Below are 15871 nucleotides of genomic sequence, written 5' to 3'. Positions count from 1 at the left end.
AGACGATGTTGATGCGCACAGATCCGTTCCGCGAATTGGACCGACTTGCTCAGCAGATGCTCCGTTCGGACGGAACACTGGCACGGCCGGCGGTGATGCCACTGGATGCCTGGCGGGATGAGGACACCTTCCATGTGGAGTTCGACCTGCCCGGCGTCGATCCGGAGTCGATCGACCTGGACGTCGAACGCAATGTGGTGACCGTACGCGCGGAGCGGCCGCATCGGGCGAGCGATGCCGAGCTCATCGCCGCCGAACGTCCTCGCGGGATCTTCAGCAGGCAGCTGGTGCTCGGGGACAACCTCGACACCGAGCACATCAGCGCCAGCTACGACGCGGGCGTCCTGTCGCTGCGCATCCCCGTCGCGGAGCAGGCGAAACCGCGACGGATCCCGATCGCGGGCAGCCGGACCCCGCAGGCGATCGACGCCTGACGCCGAGGTCGACATGCGCGCGAGTGCGAGCGCCCGGAGCATCGACGAGGAGTTCCTCGAACTCGTCTGCGGTGACGAGGAACTGCTCGCGGCGGAGTTCGACGCGATCGTCGCGGCGAACTGGCCCGCGCCGCCGGCTGCCTCCCTCGCCCCGCCGCGCGGCGATCCACGCCGGACCCGCGGACGATCGCCGTCCGACAGCCGCGCCGCACGTCCTCGAGGCCAGCGCCGTGTCGCCGCACCCGCCAGGTCGCGGCAGCGCTCACCGCCCGTACGGGCGCCGTGGGACCGGCATCCCTCGCCACCCGTCTCGTCCTCGCCTACGCTGTGAGCAGCACGGAAGCGAAGGAGCAGCGGTGTCGGGTCACGGCGCACATCTTCCCCCGGATCACGTCCCGGATGCCGGTGAGCCGAGCATCCCGGAGCTGGAGGAGGACGAGGACATCGCCCCTCGTCCGGAGGAGGAGATCGCCGACCTGCTGCGGGCCGAACCCGACGTCGAGGATCACAGCCGGCGTCCCTGACGAGCCGATGCCCGTCAGGGACGCCGGCTGCCGTCGTGTCAGGAGTTGATCTGCTCCACGACGTCGTCGGCCGACTGCTCGAGCGCCTTCTGCAGCTTCTCGTAGTCGTCGGCCTCGATCGCCTTGCTGATGCGCTTGTCGGCACGCGTCAGGGCCTTCTCGACACGGTCGGCCCACTTGTCGTCGACCACCGCGACGACCGCGGACGTGCCCGGCGCGAGGTATTCGTCGACGTCGACGCCGAACTTCTTCTCGTCGTGGCCCTTCTTGATCTTGCCCAGCACGGCGCCGATGCCCGCGCCGATCGCGGTCGCCGCCAGCAGCGGCGGGGCGAACAGGCCGACGACCACGCCCGCCCCGGCGCCCCAGGCGGCGCCGTGTCCGACGGACTTGTCGCCGTGCTCGTGCACCTGGACCTTGCCGTCCTTGCCGCGGACCAGCACGACGGCGCCGACCACTTCATACCCGCCAGCGTCCTGGCCGCTGCGCAGCGCCTCGTAGTCGTCGGACGCGGCGGCGGTGTCGTCGTACGAGCCGACCACCAGTGCGAGGTTCTTCGTGCTCATCGAATCACTCCTTCGAATCACGTCCGAAGCGCTCGGCCCAACGCCCCCACAACTCCGCTTCGAGACGGTGCTGTGATGGTAGCGCCGCACCGGGGCGGGCAGGAGGGGCGCCGCCCCACATTTCGGCGCGTGTTCGCGCGGAGTTCGCCCGTGTCAGTCCGGGTCGGCGGGGTCGATCGGGGCGTGGTGGTCGAAGCCCACGGTGCCGCGCTTCCAGTAGCCGCTCACGGCGAACTGCTCCGAGGGCAGTGCGAGCGTGCCCTTGAGGTGCCGGCGCACCGGGATGAGAGTGGATGCCTCGCCCGCAGCGAACACGAAGGTCGAGGCATCCACGTCCGCAGCCTCGAGCGCCGCGAGCAGCGCGTCGGCGTCGCCGGCGGCGAGCACACTCACCCGGATGTCGACCCGACCGGACGTGGACGAGACGTAGCCCGCGATCCACGCGCCGTCGTCGGCGGCGACAGCGAGGAGCTCGACCGACGTCGTGGCGGGCACCTCGGCGGCCCAGCGCGTCGCCGACGGCAGCGCGGTCTCGTCGCACACGAGCACGAGGCGCCCCGCCCCCTGCGGTGCACCCCGGGATCCGCGCGGGCCGACGATCACCAGCTCGTCGCCCGGCTTCGCCTGTGCGGCCCACCGCGATGCGGGCCCGGGCGAGGGGTGAAGGTAGAAGTCGAGGTCCACCGCGACGCCCTCGGAGGTCTCGGTGACGCGCAGCGGGGTGAAGTCGCGTGCATGCATCGGGCCCTCGGGGCGCACGATGCCGTCCTCGTCCGGACCGACGGGGCTCGGCGCGACGAGTTCACCGGTCTCGGGGTCGGGGAAGAACACCTTCACATGGTCGGCCGGTCCGCCGCTCGTGAAGTCCGCGAACTCGGGTCCCGTGACCCGCACGCGCCGCATCACCGGCGACACCTGCTCCACCGCGATCACGCGGCCGCGACGTGCCGTGAACCGGTTGCGGCCGCCGGCGCGGAAGAACGGCGAGGCAGCCTCGGGCCGCGCAGACGTGGGGGTGTTCGAGAGGTCTGTCATGTCGTTCTCCTTCGGCCGCGGGCAGCGGCAGGTTCCAGCCAACCACCGCTCACTATGGATCGGCGGCGAAGCGGACCTACTCTTCGCCCCGCCGCCGCAGGGCCTCGGCCTGCCCGGCGTGCACGTCGGCGACCCACTCCCATCCCTCTCGGGCGGCGGGTCCGATGCGCGGGTCGGCGGGCTCGACGCCGTCCTGCAGCGCCTCGACGTAGGCGCGATCCTGCGCGATGCGGGCCGCGACCTCGCCGGGTCCGCCGACCGATCCGTGCCCGGGGATGACGACGGCGGCGTCACCGGCGACGCCGTCCATCAGCCGCAGCGCACCGAGATAGTCGCCCAGCGGGTCCGCGGTGCCGTCGAGGTCGAACATCGGGATGAGCACGTCCGACAGCATGTCGCCCGCGATCAGCACGCGCCGGTCCTCGATCCACAGCGCCGCGTGACCCGGTGCGTGCGCCGAGTGCTCGAGGATCCGCGCGTGCGGCCCGCGCCACGGGACCTCGTCGGCGCCGTCCGGCAGCCCGGTGACGAGACCGAGCAGGTCCATCGGCACATCCTCCTCGATGCCGGTGCCCTCCAGGTGCGCCACGATCTCATCCGTCGCGCCGGGCTTCGACAGCTGCTCGCGCGCGCTCGCGGCGCCCCGCGCGGTCGCGAACCGAGGCGCATCGCCGAACCGCGCATCCCACAGCAGGTGATCCCAGTCCGGGTGAGTGGAGAAGCCCGCGGCGACGCGCGCCCCGAGGGCTTCGAGATCCGAGGCGAGGCACGCCAGCTCGTCACGCGTGATGCCCGGATCGACGAGCAGCACGCCGTCCTCGCCCTGCACGACCACCGTGTTGCTCTGCACGAACTCCGCCTCGTGGACGAACACGCCGTCGGCGACCTGGGTCAGCATCGTTCAGCCCTCCGCCAGCAGCGCGTCGAGCTTGCGGTAGCCGGACTCCATGCCGCCGGTCATGCCGTCCTCGAACATCGCCTGCATGTTCTGCAGCGACGAGAACACGCCGCGACCGACGATGCGCGAGCGCCCGCCCGGCAGGTCCTCGAAGCGCAGGATGTCGAGGCTCACATCGTCGGGCGAGCCCTCCCATTCGAACGTCTGGATGATCAGTTCGTTCGGTCGTGCGGTGTGGATCGCACCGCGGAACAGATACTCGGCGGAGCCGTCGGTGTGCGCGAACCGATACGAGCCGCCCGAGCGGTGGTCCCACTTCACGATCCGGGTCTCGTGGTCACCGGGGGCACTCCACCGGGCATACCGGTCGGGATCGGCATGCGCGGCGTAGACCGCCGCGGCGGCGGCGTCGAACTCGCGCACGAAGTCGACCACCGGCTGACCCGGCTGTGTCTGGACGCTGAGGCCTGTGTTCATGATTCCTTCTCCTTCTCGGAAGCGGATGCCGCCAGCACGGCGTCCAGCCGGCGGTAGGCCGCTTCGGACTGCAGCCGGTAGCGGTCGATCCATGCGGTGAGGCGTTCGAGCGCCGCGGGGTCGAGGTGGACCGGGCGACGCTGGGCATCGCGGGAGCGCGTGACCAGCCCGGCGCTCTCGAGCACGGCGATGTGCCGCGACACCGCCTGCTTGGTGATCGCGAACGGCTCGGCCAGTTCGTTGACGGTGGCCGAGCCTCGGCTCAAGCGGGCGATGATGGCGCGCCGCACCGGGTCCGCCAGGGCCAGGAAAGCCTGGTCGAGAGGATCGCTCACCATATCCAACCTCTGCATTGATCAACGAATGCGTTGATTACACCACTTCGCAGATGAGCCGTCAAGGGCTTCCCGACCGGCCGTCGGCATCGCTTATGTGCACATCAGGACTACTTATGCGGAAACGACACCTAAGGCCGTTAGCCTGATCAGGCCGCGACGCCGCGGCGCGATCAGGGAGAACGAGCACATGCTTCTCGAGCGGGACATCCTGCAGTCCACCGGCTTCCGCAACATCCGCGACGACCGGGGGAGTGTGACCGGGTTCCAGCTGCGGCTGCGCATGCCCTCCTACCGCGGAATGGCGGCATCGCTCATCGACGGCGTCGCCGTGCGGGTCGGCGATCTCGTCGCCGTCCCCGCCGAGGTTCCGCTGTGGACTCTGGGTGGGAAGACCCACACGCTGCAGCAGCTGTGGGACGGCGACGGCGTGCGGTGGCCACTGGAAGATGCCGCTGTCGTCACCGTGCCGTTCCCGGGAGGCCTGCCCGACGGCATCCACGAGGTCTCGATCGAACTGCGGCTGCGCATGTCGTACATCCCCCTCGAACACCAGCCCTCGACCTACCGTGAGACGCGCCGGATCACGCTGACGCCCGAAGGTGACGGGGGTCCGTTCCGCTACGGGGTGTCGCTCTACAGCTACATGACCGACTTCGGGACGGTGCTCGATCTGGAGTCCGCGTTCGCGCACGTCGCCGACGTCGGCGCGACAGGGATCGAGATCCTCGGAGAGGGGCACATCGAGGGCTACCCCGAGCCGTCGACGGCATGGATCGATCGGTGGTTCGCGCTGCTGGAGCAGCACCGCCTGGAGCCGACGAACTACGGGTCGTGGATCGACACGCGCCTGCATTCGAGCGGTCCGAACGCCCGCGACCTCACGCCGGCCGAGGGCGCCGCGATCCTGCAGCGCGACCTGCGCCTGGCCCACCGGCTCGGCTTCCGGTTCGTGCGACCGAAGATCGGCGTCGTGTCGAGCGATCTCGTCCCGCATCCGGCCTGGACGGAGTCCGTGGAGCGCTCACTCGAGCTCGCGGCCGAGCTGGACGTCATCATCTGTCCCGAGATCCATTCGCCGACACCCATCAAGCACGAGGTGGTCGACGACTACGTCGAACTCATCCGGCGCACGGGCACGAAGCACTTCGGGCTGCTGCTCGACACGGGCATCTTCCAGGATCGCCCCATCCCGCTCCGCCCGGGGGAGCTTCCCGGTCAGCGTCCGGCGTTCCTGGACGGCATCGCGGTGGACCCGGCCGACATCGCCGACATTGCGGAGTACGTCGTGTTCATCCAGGCCAAGTTCCACGACATCGACGAGAACCTCGAGGATCAGCAGATCCCCTGGGCGCCTGTGCTGCGTGCGCTGAAGGATGCGGGGTACACCGGATACCTCTCGAGCGAGTACGAGGGTGAGCGATCCCCCCGGCGCTCCATCGAGCAGGTGCGCCGCCAGCACTCCCTGCTGCGACGGACGGTCGCGGCGCTCGGCTGATCGCACAGGATCCGCCGGCGCCTCAGCCGTCGAGCGGGGCGCTGGCCTGCACGATCCTTCCCGCCTCCTCGAAGAGGCTCCGCATCCACGCGTGCTCGGGGTCGCGCGTGTGAACGGGGTGCCACCACAGCGCCGTGACGATCGGCGTGGCGTCGAACGGCAGCGGGACGACGCGCAGACCCCCGATGCGGAGCATCTGCGGGGCCAGGGCGGTCTGCACCAGGCCGATGCGATGCGTCCCGCTCACGAAATGGCCGACCGACAGGAAGCTCTCGAGGACCACCTCGATCCGCGCCTCGATGCCGAGCTGCTGCACCTGTCGTGCCGCCGACGTGAACGCGGACCGCGACTGGTACGTCATCACCCATGGCAGCGCGGCCATGTTGTCCATCGTGAGCACGTCGCCGACGGCCTCGTTCGACTCGTCGACGACCGCGAGCCAGCCGTCGTGCCAGAGATCGAGGTACGGCAGGTCCGACACCGGCCCGTGCGGGATCACCATGCCGTCGGCCGAACGCAGCCTGGTTGCGGCATCCTCCACGATCGCCGGGTTGTGCAGCATGAACCGGAAGCGCACGCCGGGGGATCGCTCGGCCGCGAGCCTCGACACCACGGTGCCGAGCGTCACGAAGCCGTAGTCCGACCCGTAGATCGAGAACTCGCGCGTGGACTCCGTCGGACTCCAGGTCGCCTGGCTGTCGAACACGCGCCGGGCCGCCTCGAGCGCCGTGGTGGTGTGCTCGGTGAGTCTCAGCGCGAACGGTGTCAGGTCATAGGTGTTTCCGCGGCGCGCCAGGATCTGGTCGCCGAAGTGGGTGCGCAGTCGTGACAGCGATGCGCTGAGCGCGGGCTGGCTCAGGTGCAGGCGCTCTGCCGCGCGGGTGACGCTCTTCTCCGTCAGCAGCGCGTCGAGCGCGACGAGCAGGTTCAGATCCAACCGGGACAGCTGGGAATGATCGGTCACCACAATGTGATCCTTCGGGTTCGGGCCTCGCTCAGTGTATCAATCACGGCGATACGCGGGCCGGAGAGTATCCGTTTCAGGAATGAACGGTCCGGGATGCCGTCACGCCGGGCGCTTATGTCGGATATAGCGAACACTTATGTGTGTTTCTGGCACATGGTCGCGATACTGAGAGGACAGCACAGGCCACTCGATGAGCGAGTCGCCGACAACGAAGTCAGAAAGGCTGGACATGACACAGCACCGTTCCTCGGCCGCTCGCCGAGGCGCCGTCATCGCGGTCCCCGTGGTGGCGGCTCTGCTCCTCGCCGGCTGCTCCGGTTCGAGTGACGACTCCGGCGACGACTCGGGCAAGGTCGAGTTCTCGTTCACGTTCGCGACCTCCAACAACCTGGAGAGCCCGTACGAGACGCTCGCCAAGGAGTACATGGACGAGAACCCCGACGTCACCATCACGACGAACCCGACGCCCAACGACAAGTATGGCGAGACGATCCGCACGCAGCTGCAGGCGGGCAACGCCTCGGACGTGATCCAGACCACTCCCGGTTCGGGTGACGCGCGCGGCCTCATTCCGCTCGCCGAGGCCGGCTTCCTGGAGCCGCTGGGCGACACCGCGAAGAACCTGGTGCCGGCCGGCAGCGAGTCGATCTTCGAGATCGACGGCAAGGTCTATGGGCAGCCGCTGGACTTCACCATCGGCGCCATCGTGGCCAGCATCGGCACGCTGAACCAGAACGGGATCGACGAGTTCCCCTCCACCGAGACCGACTTCTTCGACGTGTGCACGCAGCTCGCGGCCGGCGGCAAGTCGCTCATCGCGCTCGCCGGCGCAGCCGGCCCCAACGCCGGTCTGACGGCCCAGGCCATCTCGGCGACGCGCGTCTACGCGGAGGAACCCGACTGGAACGAGCAGCGCGCCGACGGCAAGACGACCTTCGCCGAGAGCCAAGGCTGGAAGGACACGCTGCAGACCATCATCGATCTGAACGACGGCGGCTGCTTCCAGCCGGGGGCCGAGGGCGGCGGGTTCGACGCGATCACCAACGGTCTGGCTCAGGGCACCTCGGTGGGCGGCTTCATCCCGTCGGGATCGGCCATCGAGATCGCGAAGGCGGCACCCGCCGAGGCGAACTTCAAGGTAGAGCCGTTCCCGCCGGCAGTGGGCGGCAAGCCCGGCATCCTCGCCAGCTCCAACTACACCCTCTCGATCAACGCGGCGTCGAAGCAGAAGGACGCGGCGAACGACTTCCTCGATTGGATGGCATCGGACCAGGCGCAGCAGCGGTACCACGAGCTCTCGGGTGAACTGCCCATCTCGGCGTACAAGGACATGGACCTGAGCGACACCATCTACTCGCCGGTCGTGGATCTGCTCGCGGATGACGCGTACGCGCCGCTGCCCGCCAACATCTGGCCCAACCCCTCGGTGTACGAGGCGCTGCAGGTCGGCGTCCAGGGCCTGCTCACCGGTCAGAATACCATCGACCAGGTGCTGTCCGACATGGACGCCGCTTGGGGCGAGTGAGCGCGCCGGTCGCCCGGGTCCGCACGGACCCGGGCGACCGCACCCGTATGACGAACACGAGGAACACGATGACTGGGACCATGTACTCCGAGACCGAGACGCTGATCGTCCCCAAGCGCACGTCCGGCGGACGCCACCGCGATGCGACACCCCGGCGCCCGGGTCTGCTGAAGTTCGGATACTGGTGGTGGGCGCTGCCCGGCATCCTCCTCGTCATCGCGATCCACTACGTCGCAACCTCGATCGGCGGCTTCTTCGCCTTCACCGACTGGTCGGGCATCGGCACGTTCAACTGGATCGGGCTCGACAACTTCGTCAAGATCTTCAACGATCCGACCCAGATCGGCGCGCTGGTCAACACGCTGTTCCTCGCGTTCGCGTCGGTGATCCTCAGCAATGTCGCGGGACTGGCGATCGGTCTCGGCCTGAACCGCGGGCTCAAGTCCCGCTATGCGCTGCGCGTGCTGTTCTTCATGCCCGTGGTGCTCAGCCCGCTCGCAGTGTCGTATGTGTGGAAGTTCATCTTCGACTACAACGGCCCCATCAACGGCTTTCTGCGCGCGGCGGGGCTGGGAGAGTTCGCGAAGGCCTGGGTCGCCGACCCGACCTGGGCGATCTGGACCGTCCTGATCGTCATCGTCTGGCAGAACACCGGCTTCGCGATGGTCATCTACATGGCCGGGCTCGCCGCCGTGCCCGTCGAGATCGAGGAGGCCGCGGCGATCGACGGGGCCAATCTCTGGCAGCGCTTCTGGCACGTCACGCTTCCGGCCATCCGGCCGGCCGTCGCCATCGCCACCACCCTGGGGCTCGTCAACGGGCTGCGGGTCTTCGACCAGATCATGGCGCTGACCGGCGGCGGCCCCGCCGGGGCGACCGAGACGCTGGCCACCCAGGTCTACAAGGAGTCGTTCGCGCTCGGAAACTTCGGGTACGGCGCGGCTCTGGCGCTCGTGCTCACCCTCATCATCCTCGTCTTCGCGATCGTCCAGCAGCGGGTGGCCTCGGGCCGCCCCCAGGAGGCATGACATGTTCCGCTACACGAAGCTCACGGCGCTGCGCGAGGTCGGGTTCTGGCTGCTCGCGATCGTCTTCCTCGCCCCGTTCTACTTCCTGGTGACGACCGCGCTGAAGTCCGACGAAGAGGTGCTCACCACCTCGAACCTCGCACCGCCCACGAGCGTCGACTTCAGCAACTTCGCCGAGGTGCTCACCGCCCGCGGCAACTCGAACGTGCTGCTGGGGCTCTTCAACAGCGTGCTGATCACGGCGGGCAGCATCTTCTTCCTGGTGCTGCTCGGTTCGCTCACGGGCTACGTCATCGCGCGCAGCACCCGGCGATGGAGCCGGGCGGTGTACTACCTGTTCCTCATCGCCATCGTGCTGCCGACGCAGCTCGGCACGGTGCCGCTGTACATCGGCGCGCGGACCGTCGGGCTCACCGGCTCGGTCTGGGGCATGGTCATCCTCTATACGGGGATGCTGCTGCCCCTGTCGATCTTCCTGTACGCCGGATTCTTCCGCGGCCTCGGCACCGAGTACGAGGAGGCGGCGACGATCGACGGCGCGAGCCGCACGCAGATCTTCTTCCGCGTCGTGCTGCCCCTGATGTCGCCGGCGACCGGGACCGTCGCGATCCTGGCGGGACTCATCGTGTGGAACGACTTCTTCACGTCGCTGATCTTCCTCGGCGGATCGGCCAACCAGACGCTGCCGGTCGCCATGTACTACTACATCGGCTCGCTGGTCTCGTCGTGGAACAAGATCTTCGCGATCGTGATCGTCTCGATGATCCCGATCCTCGCCTTCTACCTCTTCGCGCAGAAGCGCTTCATCCAGGGCTTCGCCGGCGGCCTCAAGGGCTGACGAACCCCCTTCCTCCCCGAACCGACCAGGAGCTCCCATGTATCAACTCGCACCCAACATCGAACTGCTCTTCACCGAGGCCGGCGACTACCACGACCGTGTGCGCGCGGCGGCGGTAGCCGGCTTCGACGCCGTGGAGATGTGGGGTCCGACGGGCGTCGACGCGCCGGCGCAGCCCAAAGACCTCCCCGCGCTCAAGGCGGCGCTCGAAGAGACCGGCACCCGGCTGACCGCGCAGCTCTCGGAGCCGCGCACCCAGTTCATGATCCCGCCGTGGGACCACTCCGAGTTCTTCCGCAAGCTCGACGAGGGCGTCGCGATCGCCACTGACCTCGGCTGCCCCCGCATCGTCGTGGGCAGCGGCACGGGCTTCGGCGGCTGGAAGCGCCAGGTGCAGCTCGACAAGCTCGTCGAGATCTACCAGAAGGCGATCGCGCAGATCGCGGGCTCGGGCATCACGCTCGTGCTCGAACCGGTCAATGTGCGCGTCGACCACCCCGGCTCGCTGCTGGACCGCACCGCCGAGGCCGTCTACGTCGCGCGGGGCGTCGACTCGCCCTTCTTCGGCGTGCTGTACGACATCTACCACTCGGCGGTCGAGGGCGAAGACATGGCGGCCGAGCTGGAGAATGCAGGCTCGATCGTCGAATACGTCCAGCTCGCGGATGCTCCGGGGCGCGGTGAGCCGGGCACCGGAGCGCTCGACTGGGCCGAGCGGCTCGGCATCCTCCGCTCCGCCGGTTACGACGGTCCGATCGGCCTGGAGTACTACCCGACCACGGCGTCGGAGGCATCCGTCGCTCTCATCCGCGACGTGGCGGCGTCGGCGTGACCCGCTACCCGGCCCGGGTCGACGTCGCCATCGTCGGCAGCGGTCCGACCGGCGCCGCCTACGCGCGCATCCTGAGCGAGCAGGCTCCGGATGCCGCGATCGCGATGTTCGAGGTCGGCCCGACGGTGTCGGACCCGGCGGGCGCGCACGTCAAGAACATCGAGGACCCGATCGCGCGCGCTGCGGCGCAGCGTCGCTCGGAGGGGCCGGGGGCCGGCGCGGCGACTGTCGACAACCCCGGCGCCGTCAAGGCGGGGGAGCGCCGCGCCCGGCCGGGGACCTATCTGCTCGACGAGGGCTACCGTGTCGACGGCGAGGACGGTCTTCCGGTGGTCGCGTTCTCGAGCAACGTCGGCGGCATGTCGGCGCACTGGACGGGAGCGTGCCCGCGACCGGGCGGCAGCGAGCGCATCGCGTTCCTTCCCGATCTCGACGAGCTGCTCGACGAGGGCGATCGCCTGCTGGGCGTCACGACGGACGCCTTCGACGGCGCACCGTTCACGGCGCTCGTGCGCGAAAGGCTCGCCGCCGTGGTCGACGACGGACGACCCGCCGCGGCGCGCGTGCAGCGCATGCCGCTCGCGGTGCACCGTCGGGAGGACGGCCGACTCGTGTGGTCGGGCTCCGACGTCGTGTTCGGCGACATCACCCGCGCCAATCCGAACTTCTCGCTGTTCGACGAGTCCCTCGTGACGAGGGTGCTGGTCGAAGAGGGGCGCGCGGCGGGCGTCGTCGTGCGCGACCTCACGACGGACGAAGCGCACGAGGTGCGCGCGGGGTACGTCGTGGTCGCCGCCGACGCACTGCGCACACCGCAGGTGCTCTGGGCGTCCGGCATCCGTCCCGACGCGCTGGGCCGGACGCTCAACGACCAGACGCAGGTCGTCTACGCGGCCCGGCTGCGCGGCGTCGAGCGTCCCGCAGCGGATGCCGTTGCGGCATCCGGTGCCCTCGCCGAGCAGAGCGGCGTGAGCTGGGTGCCGTTCACCGACGAGCTGCCGTTCCACGGGCAGATCATGCAGATGGATGCCTCGCCTGTGCCCGTTGCGGAGGACGATCCGGTGATTCCCGGATCGATCGTCGGGCTCGGCCTGTTCTGCGCGAAGGACTTGCAGTGGGACGACCACGTCGAGTTCTCGGATGACGAGCGGGACTGGTACGGAATGCCCGCGATGCGGCTGCACTACACGCTGACGGAGCGGGATCACGCCGTGCTCGACCGGGCGCGCGACGAGATCCTCGCACTTGCGAAGGCGGTCGGCGAGCCGATCGGCGAGCGCCCGTTCACGATGCCGCTGGGCGCGTCGCTGCACTACCAGGGCACCACGCGCATGGGTGAGGCGGACGACGGACGGTCGGTCTGCGGGCCCGACAGCGAGGTGTGGGGTGTTCGCGGCCTGTATGTCGCGGGCAATGGCGTGATCCCCACGCCGACCGCGTGCAACCCCACTCTGACTTCGGTCGCGCTGGCCGTCCGCGGAGCGCGCAGAATCGCTGGCGCTCTTGCTTCTGTCTGATTTAGACATTAGAGTGTAGAAATACGGATTAAGTCTCAAGGAGGATTCGTGATCCCCGATCGCATCATCGAGCAGGGCACGCTCACGTCCGACGGCGCGCGCGCTGCGGTCGAGGTGCGGCTGCCCTGGTACCGGGCTCTGCCCGCCTCGTGCATCGCCGGCGCCAGCCTCACGATCGACGGCGTCGCAGCGCCCGCCGAATCGCTGCGGTGGCAGATGAACGGCCGCACGTTCACGTTCGCCGAGCTCGTGCCGAACATCGAGGAGTGGTGGTTCCCCACCGACTCCGCCATCCTCTCGGGCGACATCGCCGTGCCGGACGGCGACGGCGAGCACACCGTCGAGGTCGGCCTCGTGCTCTACATCCCCTACATCGTCATCGGCGCCGACGAGGTGCTGCACATCGAAGAGAAGGACGCCAAGACGATGCGTGCCCGGAAGGCGGTCACCGCATGACCAACCTCGGATCGCCCATTCAGGGCGTCACGCTGTACAGCTTCACCCGCGCCTTCCACGGCCGCGAGTATGACCTCGAGGGTCTGATCCGCAAGGTCGCCGCGGAGGGCTACGGTCCCGGGCTGGAGATCATCGGGTTCTCGAGCTTCCGCGGCTTCCCCGAGATCGACGACCGGTTCGCGGGCTCGTTCCGCGACCTCGTCGCCGAGACCGGCCTGGTCACGACCTCGCTCGCGGTCAACGCCGACATCGGCATCCACCGCGACCGGCTGCTCACTCAGGACGAACTGCTCGAATACATGCGCCGCCAGATCGCGGCCGCGGCCAAGCTCGGCTTCCCGATCGCTCGCGTGCAGATCTCGATCACGCCGGACTCGATGGAAGCGCTCGCGCCGATCGCCGAGGAGTACGGCGTGACGCTCGCCCTCGAGGTTCATGCCGACCAGTACGCGTCGCATCCCCGCATCCTGGCGCTGCGCGACCGCTACGAGAAGGTCGGCTCGCCCTTCCTCGGCTTCACGATGGACTGGGGCGCCACCGTCTCGGGCTTCGCGCCCTCGCTGATCGAGGCGTACCGGCGCCGTGGCGCGTCGGATGACCTGCTCGCGCAGGTCGTGGGTCTCTGGGACGAGTTCTACCGGCAGGGTCCGCCGGCCGACCAGGCCGAGCACGGCGAGCGCTTCGGCCGCTTCATCGCTCTCGGCGCGCAGAACGGCCGGCCCGACCTCGGCATCGACTTCGGCATCAACGGCACCGGGCTGTTCGGACCCGCCCGGGTGGACGACTGGCTCGAGATCTTCCCGTGGATCAAGCACGTCCACGGCAAGTTCTTCGGCATCGACGACAACGGCGAAGAGCCGTCGGTCCCGGTGCGCGACCTCGTCCGCCTGCTCGTCGAGAGCGGCTACAACGGCGCGATCTCGAGCGAGTACGAGGGCTGGCACTGGAACCACTGGCAGTCCCCGTTCGACATCATCCGCGACGAGCAGGCTGTGCAGCGCTCGGCCGCCGAAGCCGCCGGCTCGCGCATGACCACCGACCTTGCTCAGGCGCGGGCTCAGCTCGCCGCCTGGCTGCCCACCACTGAAGGAGCATCCGCATGACCGACAACGACGGGATCGCCGGCACCGGCATCAAGCTGGGCACGACGCTGTACTCGCTGACGAGCGAATTCGCCGCCGGCCTCTACACCCCCGAGACGCTCATCGCCGCCGTCGCGGAGCACGGCATCGGCCCCGGCGTCGAGTTCAACATCGCGCAGCTGCTGCGCACGTACCCCGACGTCGACCAGGAGTTCGTGAAGCTCTGGTTCGACTCGCTGGAGAAGTACGGGCTCGAGGCCAGCGCCGTCGGCACGAACCTCGACATGGGCCGCCGCAAGGACCGCGACATGACGCCCGACGAAGAGCACGACTTCCTCGCACGCCAGCTGAAGACCGCGCACATGCTCGGATTCAAGAAGGTCGTCATCCGCTCGCACGGCAAGGAGCTGCTGCGCAGCCTGCTGCCGCTCGCCGAGAAGTACGACCAGTACCTCGGCTACGAGATCCACGCGCCGTCCGGGCCGAACAATCCAGCCGTCGTCCAGATGCGCGAGATGTACGACGAGCTGCAGTCCGAGCGCCTCGGCTTCACCGCGGACTTCTCGTCGACCATGCACTCCCTGTCTCCGCTGCTGCTGGACCAGCTCGAGCTGATGGGCATGGATCCGAAGCACTTCGCGGTGATGGATGAGATCTGGCACGAGCCGATGCCGATGAACGAGCGCAACCAGAAGTTCGAGGACTACCTGATCGGCGAGGGCGTCGACCCGGTCGGCTTCGGGCCGCACACGCGACTCGCGTTCAACATGCACGGGCTCGTGCCGCCGGAGGAGTGGCTCGACATCATGCCGCAGATCTTCCACGTGCACGCGAAGTTCTACGACATCGACGAGAACGGCGACGAGCCAGCGATGGACATCCCGCGCATCGTGAAGCAGTTCGTCGAGGGCGGCTACCGCGGCTACCTCTCCAGCGAGTGGGAGGGCCACGCCTTCGTCGACCTCGGCGTGGTCGACCCGATCGACGTCGTGAAGAAGCAGCACACCCTCATGCGCCGTGCCATCGAAGAGACCGTCGCCGCGAAGTCGAAGGAGAGCGCCCGTGCCTGAGGCATCCGTCGCCGACGTCTCCGTCGCCGAACTCGCCGCCGAGGTCGCGCGCCTCCGCGAGCAGGTCGCCGACGCCCAGCGCCTCGCGCAGCGCGCCGAGGACCGGGGCCAGGTCGAGAACCTCTTCAACCGCTACATGCATCTGCACAACGCGTTCCAGGACGAGCAGATCATCCCGCTCTGGGTGAAGGAGGGCACGGAGGGCATCCGCGCGCGCTACACCAACGCCGGTCAGTACACCACGTGGGAGAGCGTCACGCGGTACCACCGTGACCGCCCGACGCCGGTCGGCAAGCTGATCCTGCACGCCACCACGACCCCGGTCATCGAGGTCGCCGCCGACGGCAAGACCGCCAAGGGTGTCTGGCTCATGGCCGGCACCGAGTCGGGTCTCACCGATCCCGAGGTCGCGAAGGCGTTCCCCGACATGTACTCGCCCGACGAGGTGCTCGGCAAGAAGGTCTGGGCGCACTGGGTGTGGTGCAAGTACGCGATCGACTTCCTCAAGCAGGACGGCGAGTGGAAGTTCTGGAAGTTCCGCTGCTACGAGCTGGCCCGCGCGCCGTTCGAAGAGAACTGGGTCAGCTTCGGCCTGAAGAACCAGGGCGCGTTCGATCTCGACCTCATGTACTTCGGCGACGACGGCAAGCCCGTCTTCATGCCGCCGGCCGACGAGCCCGTGCCGTCGACCAACCACCCCTACAGCCCCGAGACGGTGCAGAAGCTCGAGCCGGTGCCACCCGTGCCGCACGCCGCCTTCACCGACACGTTCGCCTGAACCCGAAGGAT

18 protein-coding genes are annotated in these 15871 nt (G+C 68.7%); 12 read left to right on the top strand and 6 right to left on the bottom strand.

Annotation, left to right across the window (positions count from 1 at the left end; translation table 11 throughout):
- The first annotated feature begins 5 nt into the window (after positions 1-5).
- Both IF188_RS18015 and IF188_RS18010 read left to right on the top strand, forming a co-directional pair.
- Positions 6-434 (top strand): Hsp20/alpha crystallin family protein, encoded by a 429-nt coding sequence (locus tag IF188_RS18015; protein ID WP_191173240.1) that lies wholly within the window; start codon positions 6-8, stop codon positions 432-434.
- A gap of 356 nt (positions 435-790) precedes the next feature.
- Positions 791-958 carry a hypothetical protein gene (locus IF188_RS18010; protein WP_191173192.1) on the top strand — a complete coding sequence of 56 codons (168 nt, stop codon included), beginning with the start codon at positions 791-793 and terminating at the stop codon, positions 956-958.
- A 38-nt stretch (positions 959-996) separates the two neighbouring features.
- On the opposite strand, the gene IF188_RS18005 is transcribed toward IF188_RS18010, so the two are convergent.
- The 5 genes from IF188_RS18005 to IF188_RS17985 form a co-directional block, all read right to left on the bottom strand.
- Positions 997-1524 carry a DUF1269 domain-containing protein gene (locus IF188_RS18005; protein ID WP_191173191.1) on the bottom strand — a complete coding sequence of 176 codons (528 nt, stop codon included), beginning with the start codon at positions 1522-1524 and terminating at the stop codon, positions 997-999.
- Between the two features lie 153 nt (positions 1525-1677).
- The gene (locus IF188_RS18000; RefSeq protein ID WP_191173190.1) at positions 1678-2559 is read right to left on the bottom strand and encodes a siderophore-interacting protein; all 882 of its coding nucleotides are present in this window, start codon (positions 2557-2559) and stop codon (positions 1678-1680) included.
- 76 nt (positions 2560-2635) lie between these two features.
- On the bottom strand, positions 2636-3457 hold the full coding sequence (locus IF188_RS17995) for an MBL fold metallo-hydrolase (protein WP_191173189.1): 822 nt from the start codon (positions 3455-3457) through the stop codon (positions 2636-2638).
- 3 nt (positions 3458-3460) lie between these two features.
- Positions 3461-3934, bottom strand: coding sequence for an SRPBCC domain-containing protein (locus IF188_RS17990; RefSeq protein WP_191173188.1), 474 nt, complete (start codon positions 3932-3934; stop codon positions 3461-3463).
- Positions 3931-4272, bottom strand: coding sequence for an ArsR/SmtB family transcription factor (locus tag IF188_RS17985; protein ID WP_191173187.1), 342 nt, complete (start codon positions 4270-4272; stop codon positions 3931-3933). Before IF188_RS17985 ends, IF188_RS17990 begins: the two co-directional genes overlap by 4 nt.
- Positions 4273-4459: 187 nt before the next feature.
- Here IF188_RS17985 and IF188_RS17980 point away from each other — a divergent pair, with 187 nt between their 5' ends.
- A complete protein-coding gene (locus tag IF188_RS17980; RefSeq protein WP_191173186.1) occupies positions 4460-5767 on the top strand; it encodes a C-glycoside deglycosidase beta subunit domain-containing protein in 1308 nt (435 codons plus the stop codon).
- 22 nt (positions 5768-5789) lie between these two features.
- Here the strand turns inward: IF188_RS17980 and IF188_RS17975 are convergent, their stop codons facing one another.
- On the bottom strand, positions 5790-6731 hold the full coding sequence (locus IF188_RS17975) for a LysR family transcriptional regulator (protein ID WP_191173185.1): 942 nt from the start codon (positions 6729-6731) through the stop codon (positions 5790-5792).
- Positions 6732-6963: 232 nt separating this feature from the next.
- Here IF188_RS17975 and IF188_RS17970 point away from each other — a divergent pair, with 232 nt between their 5' ends.
- From IF188_RS17970 to IF188_RS17930, 9 genes are all read left to right on the top strand, one after another.
- Positions 6964-8259, top strand: a complete 1296-nt coding sequence (locus IF188_RS17970; RefSeq protein ID WP_191173184.1) for an extracellular solute-binding protein — start codon at positions 6964-6966, stop codon at positions 8257-8259.
- Positions 8260-8327: 68 nt separating this feature from the next.
- Positions 8328-9287 carry a carbohydrate ABC transporter permease gene (locus IF188_RS17965; RefSeq protein WP_191173183.1) on the top strand — a complete coding sequence of 320 codons (960 nt, stop codon included), beginning with the start codon at positions 8328-8330 and terminating at the stop codon, positions 9285-9287.
- 1 nt (position 9288) lies between these two features.
- A complete protein-coding gene (locus tag IF188_RS17960) occupies positions 9289-10125 on the top strand; it encodes a carbohydrate ABC transporter permease (protein ID WP_191173182.1) in 837 nt (278 codons plus the stop codon).
- A gap of 37 nt (positions 10126-10162) precedes the next feature.
- Entirely contained in the window at positions 10163-10957 is a 795-nt protein-coding gene (locus IF188_RS17955) for a TIM barrel protein (protein WP_191173181.1), read from the top strand.
- Positions 10954-12474, top strand: a complete 1521-nt coding sequence (locus tag IF188_RS17950) for a GMC oxidoreductase (RefSeq protein WP_191173180.1) — start codon at positions 10954-10956, stop codon at positions 12472-12474. The genes IF188_RS17955 and IF188_RS17950 overlap by 4 nt, the downstream gene beginning before the upstream one ends.
- A 48-nt stretch (positions 12475-12522) precedes the next feature.
- Positions 12523-12930: a C-glycoside deglycosidase beta subunit domain-containing protein gene (locus IF188_RS17945; protein ID WP_191173179.1), complete on the top strand. Its 408-nt coding sequence runs from the start codon at positions 12523-12525 to the stop codon at positions 12928-12930.
- Complete coding sequence (locus IF188_RS17940) at positions 12927-14033, top strand: sugar phosphate isomerase/epimerase family protein (RefSeq protein WP_191173178.1); 1107 nt, start codon at positions 12927-12929, stop codon at positions 14031-14033. Before IF188_RS17945 ends, IF188_RS17940 begins: the two co-directional genes overlap by 4 nt.
- The gene (locus IF188_RS17935) at positions 14030-15082 is read left to right on the top strand and encodes a sugar phosphate isomerase/epimerase family protein (RefSeq protein ID WP_191173177.1); all 1053 of its coding nucleotides are present in this window, start codon (positions 14030-14032) and stop codon (positions 15080-15082) included. The genes IF188_RS17940 and IF188_RS17935 overlap by 4 nt, the downstream gene beginning before the upstream one ends.
- Positions 15075-15860, top strand: a complete 786-nt coding sequence (locus IF188_RS17930; protein WP_191173176.1) for a nuclear transport factor 2 family protein — start codon at positions 15075-15077, stop codon at positions 15858-15860. Before IF188_RS17935 ends, IF188_RS17930 begins: the two co-directional genes overlap by 8 nt.
- The last annotated feature ends 11 nt before the right edge of the window (positions 15861-15871 follow it).

The sequence above is a fragment of the Microbacterium helvum genome (genome assembly GCF_014779795.1).
GTDB lineage: Bacteria > Actinomycetota > Actinomycetes > Actinomycetales > Microbacteriaceae > Microbacterium > Microbacterium helvum.
Note: the sequence above shows the minus strand (reverse complement) of the source record. Positions and strands in the feature narration are given on the sequence as shown.

Coding starts and splice junctions, on each gene's coding strand:
- IF188_RS18015 (WP_191173240.1), top strand. CDS start 6: ATGTTGATGCGCACAGATCCGTTCCGCGAATTGGACCGACTTGCTCAG.
- IF188_RS18005 (WP_191173191.1), bottom strand. CDS start 1,524: ATGAGCACGAAGAACCTCGCACTGGTGGTCGGCTCGTACGACGACACC.
- IF188_RS18000 (WP_191173190.1), bottom strand. CDS start 2,559: ATGACAGACCTCTCGAACACCCCCACGTCTGCGCGGCCCGAGGCTGCC.
- IF188_RS17995 (WP_191173189.1), bottom strand. CDS start 3,457: ATGCTGACCCAGGTCGCCGACGGCGTGTTCGTCCACGAGGCGGAGTTC.
- IF188_RS17990 (WP_191173188.1), bottom strand. CDS start 3,934: ATGAACACAGGCCTCAGCGTCCAGACACAGCCGGGTCAGCCGGTGGTC.
- IF188_RS17985 (WP_191173187.1), bottom strand. CDS start 4,272: ATGGTGAGCGATCCTCTCGACCAGGCTTTCCTGGCCCTGGCGGACCCG.
- IF188_RS17980 (WP_191173186.1), top strand. CDS start 4,460: ATGCTTCTCGAGCGGGACATCCTGCAGTCCACCGGCTTCCGCAACATC.
- IF188_RS17970 (WP_191173184.1), top strand. CDS start 6,964: ATGACACAGCACCGTTCCTCGGCCGCTCGCCGAGGCGCCGTCATCGCG.
- IF188_RS17965 (WP_191173183.1), top strand. CDS start 8,328: ATGACTGGGACCATGTACTCCGAGACCGAGACGCTGATCGTCCCCAAG.
- IF188_RS17960 (WP_191173182.1), top strand. CDS start 9,289: ATGTTCCGCTACACGAAGCTCACGGCGCTGCGCGAGGTCGGGTTCTGG.
- IF188_RS17955 (WP_191173181.1), top strand. CDS start 10,163: ATGTATCAACTCGCACCCAACATCGAACTGCTCTTCACCGAGGCCGGC.
- IF188_RS17940 (WP_191173178.1), top strand. CDS start 12,927: ATGACCAACCTCGGATCGCCCATTCAGGGCGTCACGCTGTACAGCTTC.
- IF188_RS17935 (WP_191173177.1), top strand. CDS start 14,030: ATGACCGACAACGACGGGATCGCCGGCACCGGCATCAAGCTGGGCACG.